General features: G+C 32.8%; 19 protein-coding genes. 6 read left to right on the top strand and 13 right to left on the bottom strand.

The window, feature by feature from the left end; all coding sequences use genetic code 11:
• Positions 1-429 precede the first annotated feature (429 nt).
• Complete coding sequence (locus A9G11_RS08975; protein WP_065619272.1) at positions 430-1,350, bottom strand: L-lactate dehydrogenase; 921 nt, start codon at positions 1,348-1,350, stop codon at positions 430-432.
• A gap of 237 nt (positions 1,351-1,587) precedes the next feature.
• On the opposite strand from A9G11_RS08975, the gene A9G11_RS08970 reads away from it, so the two are divergent.
• The 6 genes from A9G11_RS08970 to A9G11_RS08945 all read left to right on the top strand — a co-directional run bounded on the left by A9G11_RS08970 (position 1,588) and on the right by A9G11_RS08945 (position 10,071).
• On the top strand, positions 1,588-3,588 hold the full coding sequence (locus A9G11_RS08970) for an autotransporter outer membrane beta-barrel domain-containing protein (protein WP_065619271.1): 2,001 nt from the start codon (positions 1,588-1,590) through the stop codon (positions 3,586-3,588).
• Positions 3,589-4,121: 533 nt separating this feature from the next.
• Entirely contained in the window at positions 4,122-6,143 is a 2,022-nt protein-coding gene (locus tag A9G11_RS08965) for an autotransporter outer membrane beta-barrel domain-containing protein (protein ID WP_065619270.1), read from the top strand.
• A 447-nt stretch (positions 6,144-6,590) separates the two neighbouring features.
• On the top strand, positions 6,591-7,472 hold the full coding sequence (locus A9G11_RS08960) for a metal ABC transporter substrate-binding protein (RefSeq protein ID WP_065619269.1): 882 nt from the start codon (positions 6,591-6,593) through the stop codon (positions 7,470-7,472).
• Positions 7,472-8,362, top strand: a complete 891-nt coding sequence (locus A9G11_RS08955; protein WP_065619268.1) for a manganese/iron ABC transporter ATP-binding protein — start codon at positions 7,472-7,474, stop codon at positions 8,360-8,362. The genes A9G11_RS08960 and A9G11_RS08955 overlap by 1 nt, the downstream gene beginning before the upstream one ends.
• A 6-nt stretch (positions 8,363-8,368) precedes the next feature.
• Positions 8,369-9,235, top strand: a complete 867-nt coding sequence (locus A9G11_RS08950) for a metal ABC transporter permease (protein WP_065619267.1) — start codon at positions 8,369-8,371, stop codon at positions 9,233-9,235.
• Positions 9,232-10,071, top strand: coding sequence for a metal ABC transporter permease (locus tag A9G11_RS08945; protein WP_065619266.1), 840 nt, complete (start codon positions 9,232-9,234; stop codon positions 10,069-10,071). Before A9G11_RS08950 ends, A9G11_RS08945 begins: the two co-directional genes overlap by 4 nt.
• 65 nt (positions 10,072-10,136) lie before the next feature.
• Here A9G11_RS08945 and dnaB read toward each other — a convergent pair whose 3' ends face one another.
• The 12 genes from dnaB to A9G11_RS14440 all read right to left on the bottom strand — a co-directional run.
• Entirely contained in the window at positions 10,137-11,552 is a 1,416-nt protein-coding gene (gene dnaB / locus A9G11_RS08940; protein WP_065619275.1) for a replicative DNA helicase, read from the bottom strand.
• Between the two features lie 61 nt (positions 11,553-11,613).
• Positions 11,614-12,405: a tRNA pseudouridine(38-40) synthase TruA gene (gene truA / locus A9G11_RS08935; protein ID WP_065619265.1), complete on the bottom strand. Its 792-nt coding sequence runs from the start codon at positions 12,403-12,405 to the stop codon at positions 11,614-11,616.
• A complete protein-coding gene (locus A9G11_RS08930) occupies positions 12,392-13,396 on the bottom strand; it encodes an aspartate-semialdehyde dehydrogenase (protein ID WP_065619264.1) in 1,005 nt (334 codons plus the stop codon). Before A9G11_RS08930 ends, truA begins: the two co-directional genes overlap by 14 nt.
• 379 nt (positions 13,397-13,775) lie before the next feature.
• Positions 13,776-14,291: an endonuclease V gene (locus A9G11_RS08925; protein WP_065619263.1), complete on the bottom strand. Its 516-nt coding sequence runs from the start codon at positions 14,289-14,291 to the stop codon at positions 13,776-13,778.
• Positions 14,292-14,558: 267 nt separating this feature from the next.
• Positions 14,559-15,005, bottom strand: a complete 447-nt coding sequence (locus A9G11_RS08920; RefSeq protein WP_141674393.1) for a hypothetical protein — start codon at positions 15,003-15,005, stop codon at positions 14,559-14,561.
• Positions 15,006-15,054: 49 nt separating this feature from the next.
• Positions 15,055-15,651 (bottom strand): hypothetical protein, encoded by a 597-nt coding sequence (locus A9G11_RS08915; protein WP_065619262.1) that lies wholly within the window; start codon positions 15,649-15,651, stop codon positions 15,055-15,057.
• Positions 15,652-15,887: 236 nt separating this feature from the next.
• A complete protein-coding gene (locus A9G11_RS08910) occupies positions 15,888-17,063 on the bottom strand; it encodes a hypothetical protein (protein WP_065619261.1) in 1,176 nt (391 codons plus the stop codon).
• Positions 17,063-17,242 carry a hypothetical protein gene (locus tag A9G11_RS14445; protein WP_065619260.1) on the bottom strand — a complete coding sequence of 60 codons (180 nt, stop codon included), beginning with the start codon at positions 17,240-17,242 and terminating at the stop codon, positions 17,063-17,065. The genes A9G11_RS08910 and A9G11_RS14445 overlap by 1 nt, the downstream gene beginning before the upstream one ends.
• 10 nt (positions 17,243-17,252) lie before the next feature.
• Positions 17,253-17,669, bottom strand: a complete 417-nt coding sequence (locus A9G11_RS08900; protein ID WP_081298503.1) for a hypothetical protein — start codon at positions 17,667-17,669, stop codon at positions 17,253-17,255.
• Between the two features lie 73 nt (positions 17,670-17,742).
• Positions 17,743-18,339 (bottom strand): hypothetical protein, encoded by a 597-nt coding sequence (locus A9G11_RS08895; RefSeq protein ID WP_065619259.1) that lies wholly within the window; start codon positions 18,337-18,339, stop codon positions 17,743-17,745.
• A gap of 257 nt (positions 18,340-18,596) precedes the next feature.
• Positions 18,597-19,004 carry a hypothetical protein gene (locus A9G11_RS08890; protein ID WP_081298371.1) on the bottom strand — a complete coding sequence of 136 codons (408 nt, stop codon included), beginning with the start codon at positions 19,002-19,004 and terminating at the stop codon, positions 18,597-18,599.
• A 74-nt stretch (positions 19,005-19,078) separates the two neighbouring features.
• Positions 19,079-19,505, bottom strand: a 427-nt coding sequence (locus tag A9G11_RS14440; RefSeq protein WP_176701257.1) for a hypothetical protein, incomplete at its 5' end; no start/stop codon positions are given.

The following is a 19,505-nucleotide window of genomic DNA, read 5'->3' as shown; positions in this document are numbered from 1 at the left end:
AATCATTGGATTTATAAATATCTAATAATGATAGTCATAATTATTAATAATAACTTAGCATATTCACTTACTTTATCGCGCTGTTTTTTTTCTATATTATTAAATATAGAGTTTATATTTTATTAGATGAGTTGTGAGTTGATTAAATATATTGAAACATATAGTTAACCTGAAACTTCTTTACAAAATTATGGATTGTTTAGAGTTATAAAAAAAAACTACATTACTTCCATTATGATACTTATTTATTAATCTTGAATATACTTACACAACAATCATAAGAATTATTTAGTGAATAAAAATATCAATTCGATACAAACAAGCTTGAAAATACTCGCTATATTGTATGCAGAGCGCAGGTTTAATTGCGCTGTGCATGATTAAAAGTAACCGGAAAGAGGTTTAACAGATAATTGTTAAGTAAATAAACTAATTAATTTGCGCTATATAGTTTTTGACAATATTAATGCTATTATCAAATAACTGCTTTTCGTTATTACTAAAATCGAGTTCAATGATCTTTTTTATACCATGCTGGTTTAAAATAGCGGGGACACCAATTGCGACATCTTTATAACCATACTCACCATTTAAAATACAGCTTAATGCCAATGCCCTATGACTATTGGTAAATATATGTTGGCAAATTTCGGTTATGGTGCTACTTATACCATATTCAGTACAATGTTTATATTTTACTATCTCAAATCCCTTATTTTTAGCTGTTAATCCAATATCTTGAAAATCAATTCTATTTTTATCTAATTGATTCAATTGAATCCCATAAACTGATGAATGCGACCAAACTGGAAATTGCGAGTCACCGTGTTCACCAACAATAAATGCATCAATACTTTGCGGCCCTATATCCATTTTTTCACCAAGTAAGCGACGTAATCGTACTGTATCTAACCATACACCAGTTCCAATGACCCGATGACGAGGTAGGCCTGATAGTTTCCAAACTTGATAAGTTATTGCATCACAAGGATTAGTAGCAATAAGAAAAATACCTTTAAAACCATTTTTCATCATGTTTGGTACAATATTGGCGACTATTTTTGAAGTGCCTGCAAGCTCCTCTGCCCTACTTTTTTGAGCTAATCCTGATGTAACGGTAATAATGGCTATATCGATATCAGCGCAATCGGTTGAGTCTCGTAAACTTACTTTGATCATATTTTGCCGATAGGCGGCAGCATCTAATAAATCTTGAGCATGTCCATAAGCTAACTCTTTATTGAGATCTACTAATGCAATTTCTTCACAGATACCTCTATTCACAAAGGTATAAGCGGTCGTTGAACCAACATTACCCACACCGATAATCATCACTTTACGTAGTTTCATTTTTAACTCCATTTGATCTAAGTTAATGCTTTGAGGTTAAAAAATTAAATATAGCTAATACAAAAATAACTTTTTGGCTATTTAACATGAATAAGAATCGGCCTTTTAAAATAGGATCGGCACTGAAGGCTACTCTTATTGAACTTGCCAATTAATTATTATAATTCAGTTTGTTTTTTGAACATAATTAATTTTTCTGTTAAACTTTTCCTGATTTACAAAGAAGGAAAGGAAATAATGAAAAATAAAATAATCATAGGACTAGCTTTTGCTACACCTCTCACGGCTATGGCATTACAATTAAATGGTGATCACACCTATACTGAAGAAATAAATATTCCAACGACACATAACTGGAATGAACTTGATGGAAAAGTAAATACCGGTATAGAAATAAAAAATGGCAGTAATACTATTTTTGAAAAAAATGTCACCATAAATATTCTTAGAGAAGAAAATCCTCAAGATGGCTCAACTATTACAGGTCTGAGGTCATTGGATCTAAATGATATATCAACGACTATTTTTAATGGTGACCTCACTATTAATATGCAAGGAAATTATGCTGAAGCTATTGGTCTAGATGGAAGTACTTCTATTACAGTGAATGGAACGACTAAATTAAGTGTTAACGATCGAGAAAACGCTGATGCAATTTTCTCAGCTGCAGGGCATTTGACCTTAAATGGCGAATCACAGATTGATGGTGATATTGATGTTCAAGAAACTGGAAAAGTAGTCATTAATAATAAATCTATCATTAATGGCGATTTTAATGCATATGATGGTGGCATAATTGAATTACATTTAAAATCCGGTTCAAAAATCACAGGATCAGCATATAGTGATGGGGATAAGGATGAGGATGATGACGACCAATCCCTTGGAGTTGGCGCTGGTACTATTATAATTGATCTTGCTAAAAATGCATCTTGGGATATTACTAATAACGATTCATATATTACTCAGTTATCTGGACAAGGAAATATCAAATTTATTAACGATAATATTAATAATACTTATGCTATGGACAGCTTTGGCCAATTAACTATTGAGCATTTAAATGGCGGTTCTAATTTCGATCTACGTACCAATATTGTTACGGAAGAAAGTGATAAAATTATTGTAACAAAATCAGCTGAAGGCACACATACTATCAATCTAATCAATAATGGCTCTTCTAATACCACAGGCGCAGAAAAATTAACTTTAGTCGAAATCGATGATAATGCAACTAATTCAGCTCAATTTATCATAAATCATGCAGCTGAAGTTGGTGGTTATCAATATAATTTAGCTAAAGAAGGCAATAATTATGTTTTAGCTAGCTATAATACGCTTACTTCATCGGCTATGGCTGGCGTTAGTTTTCTTAATAGTAATTACCTAATGAGTTATGTTGAAACCCAAACGCTACTACAACGTCTTGGGGATATGCGTCATAGCGGTCAATATGGTGATGTTTGGTTACGTGGTTTTTCCGGTAAATTAGACTCTTTTTCGGGTGGGAAATTGAGTAAATTTGATATGAATTACCATGGATTCCAATTGGGTGCTGATAAACAGTTCTCTGAAGACTCCCCTTTTGTGATTGGTGCCTATGTCGGACAAACTTATGGTGACCCAAATTACCGTCATGGTGACGGCTCTTTAAAATCATTTAATACTGGGATTTATGCTACTTTCTTTGACAATGATGGATTTTATATTGATAGCGTAGCGAAATATGCTCGCCAAAGAAACCATTTTAAAGTTAGAGATACCGCCAATAATCACGTGCAAGGTACAGGGCATACTAATGGCTTAGGTCTATCTGTAGAGCTTGGTAAGAAATTTAAAATTAATGACTTTTATATTGAACCTCAAACTCAATTCTCTTACACTCATCAAAATAGTGCATCAATTCATGCTACTAACGGACTGAATGTCAAATTAGGTGACTATAACTCATTAATTGGTCGTGCTTCAGCACTCTTTGGATATGAAATTAATTCTGACAACAGTAATATCAACATCTATGCTAAAACTGGGATTGTCAGAGAGTTTGATGGCGATACTTACTATAAATTGAATAACAGTAAAGAGAGCCATTCATTTAAAGGGAACTGGTGGAATAATGGTGTAGGTATCAGTGCGCAACTCAATCAACAACATACTATTTATTTTGATTTAGAAAGTTCGCCGGGTAATAAATTCGATTTATTACAAGTTAATGGTGGTTATCGTTACTCATTCTAAAAATTACCGCCTATAAAGCGATACCATATCAACTAAGATGAAATAAAAGACACATTTTTAGATATTGAAAATGTGTCTTTTTAATTGTGGGTATTATAACCAACCTAAACTGAACCACAGCTATTTTTTATTAGTATTGGTGAATCTTTGTTTGATCTAAAAATAATAGAATTAGTTATTTTCCTCAATCCTGCTTTATATTAATTATCTTTATCAGGGAATCCTTGTGAATAGGATATTAACTCTTCTAGGAACTCAAATATTTTAATTCGGAAGTTCAACTTTTCCCATTTTTTATACTCACTTAAATGGATATATAGTGTAACGATTTATAACTTTAAAAAGCCTCTGGAGGTATTAAATCGTATGACACCGATTGTATTTGAAAAACTAAAACACGCGGCTTAATTTTCTACGTGAATTGTGTACTACGAATGGGGTATTTTCAGAATGATTATAATTCAGTTTGTTTTTTGAACATAATTAATTTTTCTGTTAGACTCTTTTTTGAATTAAAAGAAGGAAAGGAAATAATGAAAAATAAAATAATCATAGGACTAGCTTTTGCTACACCGTTCTCAGCTATGGCATTAGTGTTACAAGGCAATCATACCTACAATGAAGAAGTAAATATTCCTGTTACTCATGCGGTAAATAAATTTCAAGGTAAACTATCTTCGGGAATTGATATACAAGAAAACAGTAATACCGTTTTTGAAAAAAATGTCATTATCAATCTGGTTAGAGAAGATGCTCCAATGAATGGATCTAGTATTTCAGCTATACATAATCATTATAACAATTCAAGTACCATTTTTAATGGTGATCTGACAATTAATACTCAAGGCATTAATTTTTATGCTATTAGTATGCTTGGGGAAAACACTATTACCGTTAATGGAACTACTCGGTTAACTGTTAGTGATCCTGACGAAAATGATGCTATTTTTGTCCATTATGGCAATGTTACTTTGAATGGTGAATCATATATTAATGGTGGTATTAATACTCATAATAATGGTGTAACCACCATTAATAATAAATCAATTATTAATGGCAATATCCTAACCTTTAATGGGGGAACCGTTATTCTGAATTTAGCCAGTGGATCTAAAATTGTTGGTTCTGCTTCTGCCTTTGGCGACCCTGATGATACTGATGTTGGTAATCCTGATGACACAGGAATAATAAAAATAAATTTGGCTAAAGATGTCCCTTGGGAAATAAATGACAATTATTCTTATATTACAGAATTAGCTGGTCAAGGAAATATCAAATTTACTAATGATATTTCCAATAATACTTATACTAATTCAGATAATAACTATGGTATGTTAATGATTGAGAATTTAAAAGGTCAATCTACATTTGATTTACGGGCAGATATTGCAGCCCAGCAAAGTGATAAAATCGTCATTTCAAAATCACCTGAAGTGGTAAGTCGCACTTTATCAGCTGAAGGCATACATACTATCAATCTAATCAATAATGGCTCTTCTAATACCACAGGCGCAGAAAAATTAACTTTAGTCGAAATCGATGATAATGCGACTAATTCAGCTCAATTTATCATAAATCATGCAGCTGAAGTTGGTGGTTATCAATATAATTTAGCTAAAGAAGGCAATAATTATGTTTTAGCTAGCTATAATACGCTTACTTCATCGGCTATGGCTGGCGTTAGTTTTCTTAATAGTAATTACCTAATGAGTTATGTTGAAACCCAAACGCTACTACAACGTCTTGGGGATATGCGTCATAGCGGTCAATATGGTGATGTTTGGTTACGTGGTTTTTCCGGTAAATTGGACTCTTTTTCGGGTGGGAAATTGAGTAAATTTGATATGAATTACCATGGATTCCAATTGGGTGCTGATAAACAGTTCTCTGAAGATTCACCTTTTGTGATTGGTGCCTATGTCGGACAAACTTATGGTGACCCAAATTACCGTCATGGTGACGGCTCTTTAAAATCATTTAATACCGGGATTTATGCTACTTTCTTTGACAATGATGGATTTTATATTGATAGCGTAGCGAAATATGCCCGTCAAAGAAACCATTTTAAAGTTAGAGATACCGCCAATAATCACGTGCAAGGTACAGGACATACTAATGGCTTAGGTCTATCTGTGGAGCTTGGTAAGAAATTTAAAATTAATGACTTTTATATCGAACCTCAAACTCAATTCTCTTACACTCATCAAAATAGTGCATCAATTCATGCTACTAACGGACTGAATGTCAAATTAGGGGACTATAACTCATTAATTGGTCGTGCTTCAGCACTCTTTGGATATGAAATTAATTCTGACAACAGTAATATCAACATCTATGCTAAAACCGGGATTGTCAGAGAGTTTGATGGCGATACTTACTATAAATTGAATAACAGTAAAGAGAGCCATTCATTTAAAGGGAACTGGTGGAATAATGGTGTAGGTATCAGTGCGCAACTCAATCAACAACATACTATTTATTTTGATTTAGAAAGCTCACCGGGTAATAAATTCGATTTATTACAAGTTAATGGTGGTTATCGTTACTCATTCTAAAAATTACCGCCTATAAAGCAATACCATATCAACTAAGATGAAATAAAAGACACATTTTTAGATATTGAAAATGTGTCTTTTTAATTTTACTAATATTCTCTACTTGATCTATCAATTAAATAGATGGAATTATCTACTGTTTTCACTAATTTGTATCTAAAATAACCGAATGTTTTTATGATGTTTTTAAAAAAAACATTAAAAAAATAAATTGACATTTATTTATCAAATGATAATAATTCTCATTAGCGTTTAAAAAATAACTCTTTCTATATTTGGTATTTTTAAAATGCGATTATATTTAAAGCAATGAGATGATGAGAAAAAACAAATTTATCCGCATCTATTTTTTATTTTGCTGTATGTTTATTTAATTTGAGTGTATTTTAATCAGAGAAGAGGTAGCTAATGAGGTTTAATTTCTTGAAAAATCGTAACAACATATTAATGACTATTTTAATTTCCTTAATGATTATTATTGGGATATCTAATTTTGCATCCGCTGCAGAAAAAAAATTTAAAGTTGTTACAACATTTACGATCATTCAAGATATCGCTAAAAATGTAGCTGGTGAAGCAGCTATTGTCGAATCAATTACTAAAGTGGGAGCTGAAATTCATGAATACGAACCCACACCTCAAGATATTGTTAGAGCGCAATCAGCTGATTTGGTTTTATGGAATGGATTAAATTTAGAACGTTGGTTTCAACGTTTTTTTGAAGATATTAAAGATGTCCCAGCGGTTATAGTAACTCAAGGTATTGATCCTATGCCAATTCAAGAAGGAAGTTATAAAGGCAATCCTAATCCTCATGCCTGGATGTCGCCAACCTTAGCTTTAACCTATATTGAAAATATTCGAGCTGCATTGGTTAAATATGATCCTCAAAATGCGTCTACCTATAATAAAAACGCTGCTGAATATGCCGCAAAAATTAAAGCCCTTGATGCTCCATTACGTGAGCGATTAGCAAAAATCCCAGAAGCACAACGTTGGTTAGTAACCAGTGAAGGGGCATTTAGTTATTTAACCAGAGATTACAATTTAAAAGAAGCCTATTTATGGCCAATTAACGCTGAGCAACAAGGTACACCAAAACAAGTTAAACATGTAATAGATTTAGTAAGAGCAAATAATATTCCGGTTGTATTTAGTGAAAGTACGATTTCAGATAAACCTGCTAGACAAGTTAGTCAAGAAACAGATGCCAAATATGGTGGAGTATTATATGTAGATTCACTCTCTACCCAAGACGGACCTGTACCTACCTATATTGATTTATTAAAAACCACTGTTGAAACAATCGCCAAAGGGTTTGAAAAATAATGACAAAAATTTGCTTAAATGTAGATAACATTACTGTCACTTATAACAATGGTCATACAGCTATTCATGATGCAAGTTTTACACTAACTGGCGGTACTATATGTGCGCTTGTTGGTGTTAATGGCAGTGGTAAATCCACGCTTTTTAAAAGTATCATGGGTATGGTTCATCCCAATAGAGGAACAGTCACATTTAATAATATGCCTGTTAAACAAGCTTTAAAACAAAACATTATAGCTTACGTACCGCAAACAGAGGAGGTTGACTGGGATTTCCCGGTTTTAGTTTCTGATGTCGTGATGATGGGGCGATATGGGCATATGTCCTTTTTACGTATTCCCAGCCAAGAAGATAAAAAACAAGTTGATATAGCTCTGGAACGCGTCAATATGACCGATTTTAAACACCGTCAAATAGGTGAACTATCGGGCGGGCAAAAAAAACGCGTTTTTTTAGCAAGAGCCTTAGCTCAACAAGGGAAAGTGTTGTTATTAGATGAACCTTTTACTGGCGTAGATGTAAAAACAGAAAACGCTATTATTGATCTACTAAAAGATCTGCGAGAAGAAGGACATTTAATTTTGGTTTCTACCCATAATTTAGGTAGTGTACCTGAATTTTGTGATCAAGTTGTTTTGATTAATCAAACTGTCCTTGCTTTTGGTCCAACCAAAACCACTTTTACTCCGCAAAATTTAATGACTACCTTTGGTGGTGCTTTGCGTTATTTAAGTTTATCCGGTGAAAAATTACATGAAGATCAAGATCCTCGTATGGTATCAGTTTTAACAGATGATGAACGAGCCGCAATATTTTACGGCGAAGGAACAGATGATTCACCTCATCAAGATTTACTTATTGAGCATCCAAATAATAAACCAAAAGGATAGCAATAAATGGAACTACTACTTGAACCATTTACTTATAACTATATGCTAAAAGCCATCTGGGTAAGTTGTATTGTTGGTGCCGCCTGCGCGTTTCTTTCTGCTTTTTTAATGTTAAAAGGTTGGTCATTAATGGGAGATGCGCTATCCCACTCGGTAGTACCTGGTGTTGCCGGTGCTTATGCGCTTGGACTTCCCTATTCAATTGGCGCTTTTTTTACTGGGTTACTTGCTGCTCTGGCCATTGCTCTCATTCGTGCTTTTACTCGATTGAAAGAAGATGCAATCATCGGTTTTATTTTTTCTACTTTTTTTGCTATTGGTTTACTCATCATTTCATTGAATCCTACCTCAGTTAATGTCCAAACGATTATTTTTGGTAATATCTTAGGTATTGCCGATAGCGATATGTGGCAAGTGCAAATCATCATATTAGTATCTTTTATTTTGTTATTACTGTTATGGAAAGATCTATTAGTCACTTTTTTTGATGAAACTCATGCCATCTCAATTGGTTTAAAACCATTACGGTTAAAAATCATCTTTTTTACTATTCTAAGTGCATGTACTGTAGCTGCACTTCAAACTGTAGGGGCAATTTTAGTTATTGCAATGGTAGTCACACCTGGTGCGACTGCTTATCTACTTACTAACCGATTTTCACACTTATTAATTATTTCTGTTGTCATTGGAGCGTTAACTAGTGCTATTGGTGCTTGGATAAGCTATTTTTTAAATGGTGCGACAGGTGGCGTTATAGTGACTTTGCAAACCCTAATTTTTATTGTGGCTTTTCTATTTGCACCACAACATGGCTTAATTCCAAATCGTCTAAGAATCAAACGAAACAAATTAAATAAGGTAGCAAATATATGATTGAATTATGGGATTTTATTAGCTATCCATTCACATTTGCTTTTATGCAACGTGCAATATTAGCTGCACTTGCTACAGGATTTGTATGTGCATTACTTTCTTGTTTCTTAGTATTAAAAGGTTGGTCATTAATGGGAGATGCAATTTCGCATGCGGTGCTTCCCGGAATTGTTTTGGCCTTTTTAGCTGGCATTCCAATTATTATTGGTGCTTTTGCTTCTGGTTTATGTTGTTCAGTTGCTACTGGTTATATTAAAGAAAACTGCCGGGTAAAAGAAGATACTGTTATGGGAATAGTCTTTTCGGGAATGTTTGCCTTTGGTTTAGTGCTATTTTCAAAAGTAGATACTTCACAACACTTAAATCATATCTTATTTGGTAATGTACTTGGTACTACCTATACACAACTAGTCCAGATCTTATCTATCGCGATCATTGCTTCGATTTTAGTCATTATTAAGCGACGCGATCTTATGCTTTTTTGTTTTGATCCCATACAAGCTAAAGTTGTAGGTTTACCTGTCAAGCTTTTACATTATGGATTACTTAGTGTTTTGGCATTAACAATTGTTGCATCATTACAAGCAGTTGGCGTGATATTAGTCATTGCGATGTTAATCGCACCTGGTATTACAGCTTTCTTATTATGTAAACGCTTTGAATTAATGTTGATTATTGCCATCATTGTTTCAGTATTTTCTACTGTAACAGGAACATTCATCAGTTTTTATATTGATGGAGCTACCGGCGCTTGTATTGTGATTTTACAAGCAATAGTGTTTATGTTGGTGCAGATTTATTGTTTAATTTCCAATAAAATTAAAAAAATGCGATAAATTAACATGGTGTTGTAACGACCTAAGTATAAATCGTTACAACCTTAGATTTTTACTATTATTTATTACTCATCATCTAAATATTTACTAGAATCAGCATAGTTATCAAAACGTGAAAATTGACCTTGGAATTTTAAGCGAACTTTACCTATTGGACCATTTCGCTGTTTACCTAAAATAATTTCAGCAATACCTTTATGTTCTGATGATTCATTATAAACTTCATCACGATAGATAAACATGATCACATCTGCATCTTGCTCTATTGAACCTGATTCACGCAGATCTGAATTAACCGGTCTTTTATCGCCTCGTTGTTCCAAACTACGATTAAGTTGCGAAAGGGCAACCACCGGAATTTGTAACTCTTTAGCTAATGCTTTTAATGAACGAGAGATCTCAGCAATTTCTAAAGTTCGATTTTCGGAAATATTAGGTACTCGCATTAATTGCAAATAATCGACCATAATCATACTAAGCCCTTTATGTTCACGATAAATACGTCTTGCTCTTGATCGTAGCTCCATAGGCGTTAAACCTGACGAATCGTCAATATAGATATTTTTTTTCTCAAGTAATATTCCCATCGTACTTGAAATCCTAGCCCAATCATCATCTTGTAATTGACCTGTTCGAATACGCGTTTGATCAACACGAGATAACGAGGCTAACATACGCATCATAATCTGTTCAGCAGGCATTTCTAAACTAAAAACTAAAACAGGTTTTTCTTGTCCTAATGCTGCATTTTCACATAAATTCATTGCAAAAGTGGTTTTCCCCATTGACGGTCGAGCCGCGACGATAATCAAATCAGAACGCTGTAAACCCGCGGTTTTCTTATCTAAATCGATAAAACCAGTAGATACGCCAGTCACACCGTCATGAGGTCGCTGAAAGAGTTCCTCAATTTTGGCAACGGTTGCCTCAAGAACATCCGTAATACTTTTAGGTCCTTCACCCTGTTTTGTTCGGCTTTCGGCAATCTGAAAAATTTTACTTTCGGCAAAATCTAAAATTTCTGAACTATCACGACCTTCGGTCGCATAACAGTTATCAGCAATATCATTTGCAGCACTAATTAGCTCTCGCAATATAGCTTGTTGACGAATAATATCACTATAGGCAATGACATTAATGGCGCTTGGTGTATTTTTAGAAAGCTCAGCTAAGTAAGCAAAACCACCTACATCTGCTAATATCGATTTACTTTCTAAACTTTCGGATAATGTGATCAAATCGATAGGCGTACCTTTACTAATTAAGGTATGCATTTCAGAAAAGATCAATTGATGATGACGAGAATAAAAATCACGCTCAGTGATCATTTCTGCAACAACATCCCAACGCTGATTATCCAACATTAAACTACCCAGTACGGCTTGTTCAGCTTCAATAGAATGTGGCGGAAGTTTTATATTATGTAGATTTGCTTTTTTTGACTCACGATTTTTTACATCTTTGTCTTTGCTATTACTCATTTCTTCAGTATTCATTGTATTCCATCTGTTTGTAAGTTGGATTTATGTCTAAGTTAATCAATTATTCTAAAAATAACGGCCCTAATGCCACATTAGGTAATTGGTAATTTAATGGGTAGTCTACTTGCACTAAATACAAACCTTCTGGTTTTGCTGTTGCAGCAGCAAGAGTTCTATCTTTAGCTTGTAAAAGCTCACTGATCCATTGAGGCTTTTTATTACCAGAACCAACTTCAAGTAAACTTCCAACAATATTCCTAACCATATGATGCACAAAGGCATTAGCTTTGATATCAACAATAATATATTCACCTTGCCGTTTTACATCAATATGATGAATATTACGCCATGGCGTATGAGATTGACATTGTGCGGCTCTAAAAGAGGTAAAATCATTTTCACCCAGTAAATATTGAGCAGCTTGATGCATCAAACATGCATCTAACGGCAAATAATAGTGAGAAACGCCTTTAGCTAAAATTGCCGGACGATAACGGTGATTATATATCACATAACGATAACGACGAGCTGTAGCACTATGTCTGGCATGAAAATCTGCCTCAACCTGTTTTGACCAACGTACAGCAATATTAGCAGGTAAATGGGAATTTACCCCCATTGTCCAAGCACTTTGTGAACGTTTAGCACTGGTTTCAAAATGAATAACTTGCCCTGTCGCATGAACGCCAGCATCAGTTCTTCCGGCGCAAAATACCGTTATGGTTTCATCTGCGACGACAGACAAGGCAGCTTCAAGTCTTTCTTGAATAGAATCAACAGATTGCTGTCGTTGCCAACCATAATAGCCACTGCCGTCATATTCAATTCCAAGTGCTATTTTACAGGTAGTCATTAATGAGGATCTCTAGAGACTCAATTAACATTAATGCACCTAAATAACGAACATTATCCGCTACTGACCAAAATTGAATTTGCTCATAATGCCCATAACTATGCCTCAAATTGGCAATTTTAATAGCAAGCGGATGCTCTGATTCACTACTTACTTCTGTCACTGGTGTAGGTAAATCGCCATGCTTTACTTCTACGCCATATTCACTAAATCGCCCCATATCAATTTCAATAGGTAAACTACTTGAAACATTAACTGCTTGGGCAAGTCCATAAAATACCGGAACGATGACTGATTCTAAAGAAACAGGCAATTGATAATTACTAATAACTTTACGAATCTGATCTACTTGTGATTGTTCACCTAATCCTGTGTCACTAATTTCAGGGGAAACAGGTAATAAATTGAAAGCTAATTGTTTATCAAATAACGTATTATCAACTGGCATACCATTTAATAATCTTGCACTTTGCCCTGCTAGCTCATCAACACCTTCCTTACCATACAGTGATGCAGGAATAAAACTTGTCATATGTAAATTTGTTAACAACTCAATATCGGTTAACGATGCGACTGATCGCAATAACTGACAGACAGTTGGGCTAGCAACTGCAATAATATTCTCATTTCGGTAGTCAGTTAACACACTATTATTTACCTGAGGAACAAGTAAAGGGATATGATCTTGCATTGCAAAATAACCACTTGCATCTATTACAATACAACCAGATTGAGCGGCAATTTGTGCATACTTTTCACTTGTTGATTGACCTGCTACAAAAAAAGCAAAATGACACTGACTCCAATCCATCTGACTACTATCTATAACTGTCAGATTTTTACCCGCAAAACGAACAATTTCACCTTCACTATTATCACTACCAACTAAAAAAAGGTGATCAATTTCTATTGAGCGCTGTTGTAATAATTCAACTAACGCAGAACCAACTTGCCCTGTCGCACCAACAATAGCAATATTATATGCTGACATATATCAAACCTAATTAAAAAAATATTCATTATTATATCATTATATTGCCAAAGAAAGCGGAAAAAGATAGCTAACATATTGAAAGGGGATTAACGTTAAAACAGACTATTTTTACTGTAATACTTTTTACAAAAAACACCATTTACACCCTGTTTCTAGTTGATGTATTAATACCATTTCCATTTACTAGGATCTTCTTGTTAATCACTATCAATATATTGCTTGAGTATTATTTGGCGTGATAATGACCTGAATAATTAAACTCAATTTAAGAAATAATTTATTTATAATCGAAATGCTAAATAATAAACATACATAAAAACAGATAGCTTGTTCATATTATTTAGCTATATAGTGGCAAATGTAGCAATTTTAAAGCTTACTCTGACTTAAATAATTTTGTTTGTTGATCTAAAAAACTGAGTAAATCAGGCATCCGATATTTGCCAGACATTAATTTTATATTACCAGCAGCTGTTTCTAATTGAGTACCAATAGCTGTGACATATAACGGATGTTTACTTTGACCACGCATAACCTCAATCAAATATTGACTATTTCCTAAAAAAGGTTTTTTAGCTACACCAATAATTGGTATAGTTTGATTTAACGCATTATAGAGATGTCCCCCTAATCCCAATTTACCTTCATTCAAATGTACATAACCATCAATGATAATTGATGTAATTTTGGTTAGATCAATTTTATTTAACAAAGCTATAATGCAAGGTAATTCACGTTGATAAAACTGACCAGATTGATAAGGAGCGACATTATCTTGATAATCCGTAATTACCTCTTTTATATCTGCTATCGAATCTGACCAATTTTCAAACAAAATACCCACCGATTTTGCCCGATCTCCCATATAATAAACATCAATTGCTATATACATTTATATTCGTTTCCTTTTTATTAAAAATGTATTAATCGTTGTTATTCACTAATTTGTTGGAAACAAACTTGGCTTCCGTTCATGAAAATAACTTAAATTGTACTTACCTAGTTGATCCAGCTTAACTCATTTTGAGTAGTTTTTTTAGTAAAAATAAACAATTCAATTATCAGATTAATTGCAGACTATTACAGTTTATAAAATTTTAGTTAGCATATTTCATACTTACGCTTTATCATTTGATTTAACCAGTGGAGAAATCAATATTTACCTTTCATCTGCATCTTCTACTTTTATCGTATACGTCTTATCAAAATCTTGCCCTACTTCCATCGTGCCAAAAGTACTACCATATATCCTTAAGATAATTTCACCTGTTACAATGGGAACACCTTCTAATTTAAAGTCATTATAGGGATGGACAGCTTCAGTATCTAATACCTTTAAGTCGAGTCCTGAATTTGTAGGGGTTATTTCGTAGCGAAATAACCTCGGTATAACTGGTCCCGGATAACTATTGATTGTTATGGTTGCATAATATGGTTGACCTAATTTTGCATTAGGTAAACTTGGTGGTTCGACTGACGTTTTAGTTGAACTAAAGAAAAAAAATGGTGCACAGCTAATAAGAAATAATGCTAAAACTAGATAAATTAATATATGGCAATGATATTGTAATTTTTTCATATTATTTAGGTGGTTATTTAACCACATCTCCTTTCATTATGTTTAATTTATAATATCTTTTTTTATTTTTAATCAACTAGTTATAACATTTATCTATAATGATTTTTTCATCTATTGACTTCCCTGGATTTTCTCTTAGATCATCTAAAATATTGTCTAAACATTGGCTACGTTGTTTACTTATACTCAAAATATTTTTTTCTCTTAATGTCAGCTCTTTCTTTTTCTCCAACATTTTTTCAACAATTTTATATATTTGAAATTTCCTCAAATGCTCATTATATTCTACTGACTCAAGATCATCAAAAGCGACTTTAATATTATTATCTTCATGTTTTTTAGCACTTTCCTCATCTAATTGCTCGCTAGTAAACAATACCTCTGGTGTTGGATAGTGGCGTAAAAAGGGAATTAAATATTCAGGTACATAACCTATTGCTTTTACTTCCTCAAAATCTTCTTCAAAATGTTGTTTTTGTTCCGCTGAAAGTGATGATATTTTTTCCTCAAAAAAATCTGCACATCCATCAATATCGTAATCTATGACCAAATTCAGATTACAGTAATAGTAAGGATGCTCACTTGCAATAACTTGGTTACTAATACCAATTAAGAGTAGAAATAATAAAACATTACTTAATAACTTGTAAAAATGCCACAATATCATCACCATTTTTTCCTTTTCTCTAAACCTTATTTAATAATCATAATTGATGATTGTTACTTTACGGTCAGAATTCACTAAATATACTCCAAATCATTTTGATTAAAGACATCAACTTCGACAATGCGTTCTTCTAATTTACCGTTATTAAATACCCGGCAGGGTAAAATCTGATTTTTAGGCGCCAGTTTTTATCGCCTTATAGCTGATATAGGGATATTGATTAAAATAACCTCAACATTTAATTAGGGTTTAGGATGAAAATCATCAATTTGCTCTCGCCAACGATTATAGTTCCAATCAATGATTTTAGTTTTCAATGTTGTCAGTAGGTCTTGTGCAGCTTGTTTTTGTGTGGCATTCAGCATGTTTTCTAAACGTGTTTGTATTTCTTTATTATACTGCCAAACAGGAGGGAGTTCTGTTGAATCCCATGCTAAATTATTGCCATTCTCTATCACTTTTTGTTTGGCATAATCCAACAATAACGACCAAGCATACGCTTTAACCACATCATGCTCGCGTCCTAAACCATATAAATAGGCTTCTGTGACCCTTAAGATCCCTATCATCGAGCTATGCTCAGCCATTAATTCAGCATAATCGATCGATTTTTTTAAGTCTTGTAAAGACAATGATTTTCGATATTCAGTTAATTTGTTAATTTTTTCATTTTTTTCATCTTTATAGTGATCACCTTGTTGAAACAGCATACGAGCAATCAAATCTTCATAGCAATGATATCCACCCTCAATTGCATAACTAAAATATTCAATTGCTTTATCTAATTGACTATCTGTACATGATTTGGTATTACCTTCTTTATCATACCAACAAAAACCATAGTCCCAACCCTTTTGATAGTCAAAAAAAGGATATTTTAAATCAGCTAATTTTATTACTAAGTCATTGCGAAATTTAATGAGATCACGCCTAGGAAGTTTAAAAATATCGGGGGTAACTAATGGTTTACCTGCATCATCAACTAATTTATCACGATATTTTGACATAAACTCAGTAAATGACATCATTCCTTCTTCTTTATAAGGATAACTATCATATAAATGATGAGAATAAAGAATATTGTAATAATAGAACATTGCATTTTTATCCCACTGCCAGGCATGTTTAATAAACTCTACTAATTTATCTGGGTCTTTTACCGCATAAAATACATGCTGATCAAATGCTGCTTTATAAAGTTCTTTAGCTTCTTGAATACGTAATAATTGATTTTCAGGGATTGTTGAAGGGTAAATTGTCATATCCAAGGGTGTATTTTCCGGTTTAACAGGGTGTTCATATATATTTTTGGTATCATCACAATAAAAGAGAACAATACCAATAATTACACTACAGCCCATAATCACAGTGATTAGTTTTTTTACTATTGAGATTGTTGCTTTACGGTCAGAATTCACTAAATATACTCCAAATCATTTTGATTAAAGACATCAACTTCGACAATGCGCGCTTCTAATTTTCCTTTTTTGAATACCCAACAGGGTAAAATCTGATTTTTAGGCGCCAGTTTTTTTATCTCCTCATATATAGAATGAGTTATCATTGTTGTATCATATTTGTCCTGTGGAGAAATCAATATTTACCTTTTATTCATCCGCATCTTCTACTTTTATCGTGTACGTCTTATCAAAATCTTGCCCTACTTCCATCGTGCCAAAAGTACCACCATGTATCCTTAAGATAATTTCACCTGTTACAATGGGAACACCTTCTAATTTAAAGTCATTATAGGGATGGACAGCTTCAGTATCTAATACCTTTAAGTCGAGTCCTGAATTTGTAGGGGTTATTTCGTAGCGAAATAACCTCGGTATAACTGGTCCCGGATAACTATTGATTGTTATGGTTGCATAATATGGTTGACCTAATTTTGCATTAGGTAAACTTGGTGGTTCGACTGACGTTTTAGTTGAACTAAAGAAAAAAAATGGTGCACAGCTAATAAGAAATAATGCTAAAACTAGATAAATTAATATATGGCAATGATATTGTAATTTTTTCATATTATTTAGGTGGTTATTTAACCGCATCCTTTCATTATGTTTAATTTATAATATCTTTTTTATTTTTAATCAACTAGTTATAACATTTATCTATAATGATTTTTTCATCTATTGACTTCCCTGGATTTTCTCTTAGATCATCTAAAATATTGTCTAAACATTGGCTACGTTGTTTACTTATACTCAAAATATTTTTTTCTCTTAATGTCAGTTCTTTCTTTTTCTCCAACATTTTTTCAACAATTTTATATATTTGAAATTTCCTCAAATGTTCTCTATATTCTAATGAATCAAGAGTATCAAAAGCGACTTTAATATTATTATCTTCATGTTTTTTAGCACTTTCCTCATCTAATTGCTCGCTAGTAAACAACACTTCTGGTGTTGGATACTGTCGTAAAAAAGGAATTAAATATTCAGGTACATAACCTATTGCTTTTACTTCCTCAAAATCTTCTTCAAAATGTTGTTTTTGTTCCGCTGAAAGTGATGATATTTTTTCCTCAAAAAAATCTGCACATCCATCAATATCGTAACTGATGACCAAATTCAAATTACAGTAAGAGTAATGATGCTCACTTGCAATAACTTGATTACTAATACCAATTAAGAGTAGAAATAATAAAACATTACTTAATAACTTGTAAAAATGCCACAATATCATCACCATATTTTCCTTTTCTTTTAAACCTTATTAAATAATCATAATTGATGATTGTTCCTTTACGGTCAGAATTCACTAAATATACTCCAAATCATTTTGATTAAAGACATCAACTTCTACAATGCGCTCTTCTAACTCACCTTTATTAAATACCCAACAGGGTAAAATCTGATTTTTAGGTGCTAGTTTTTATGTCCTCATATATAGAATGAGTTATCATTGTTGTATCATATTTGTCCTGTGGAGAAATCAATATTTACCTTTTATTCATCCGCATCTTCTACTTTTATCGTGTACGTCTTATCAAATTCCTTCCCTACTTCCATCGTGCCAAAAGTACCACCATGTATCCTTAAGATAATTTCACCTTCTACAATGGGAACGCCTTCTAATTTATGGTTTTTAAATGGACGGATTGCTTCAGGATCTAATACCTTTAAGTCAAGCCCTGAATTCATAGGCGTTATTTCGTAGCGAAATAACCTCGGTATAACTGGTCCCGTGATTTCTATTGTTGCATAATATGGTTGACCTAATTTTGCATTAGGTAAACTTGGTGGTTCGACTGTCGGTTTAGGTGAACTATGAATAAAAAGTGGCGCACAGCTAATAAGAAATAATGCTAAAACTAGATAAATTAATATATGGCAATGATATTGTAATTTTTTCATATTATTTAAGTGGTTATTTAACCGCATCCTTTCATTATGTTTAATTCATAATATATTTTTTTATTTTTAATCAACTAGTTATAACATTTATCTATAATGATTTTTTTCGCTATTGACTTTCCTGGATTTTCTCTTAAATCATCTAAAATATTGTCTAAACATTGGCTTCGTTGTTTACTTATACTCAAAATATTTTTTTCTCTTAATGTCAGCTCTTTCTTTTTCTCCAACATTTTTTCAACAATTTTATACATTTGAAATTTCCTCAAATGCTCATTATATTCTACTGACTCAAGATCATCAAAAGCGACTTTAGTATTATTATAATCATGTTCTTTATCATCTTCCTCATCTAATTGCAGGCTAGTAAATAATACTTCTGGTGTTGGATACTGTCGTAAAAAAGGAATTAAATATTCAGGTACATAACCTATTGCTTTTACTTCCTCAAAATCTTCTTCAAAATGTTGTTTTTGTTCCGCTGAAAGTGATGATATTTTT

Origin of the sequence: Gilliamella sp. wkB108 (genome assembly GCF_001690195.1) — a bacterium.
GTDB lineage: Bacteria > Pseudomonadota > Gammaproteobacteria > Enterobacterales > Orbaceae > Gilliamella > Gilliamella apicola_L.
The sequence above is the reverse complement of the archived record's forward strand: the minus strand, read 5'-3'. Positions and strand labels throughout refer to the sequence as shown.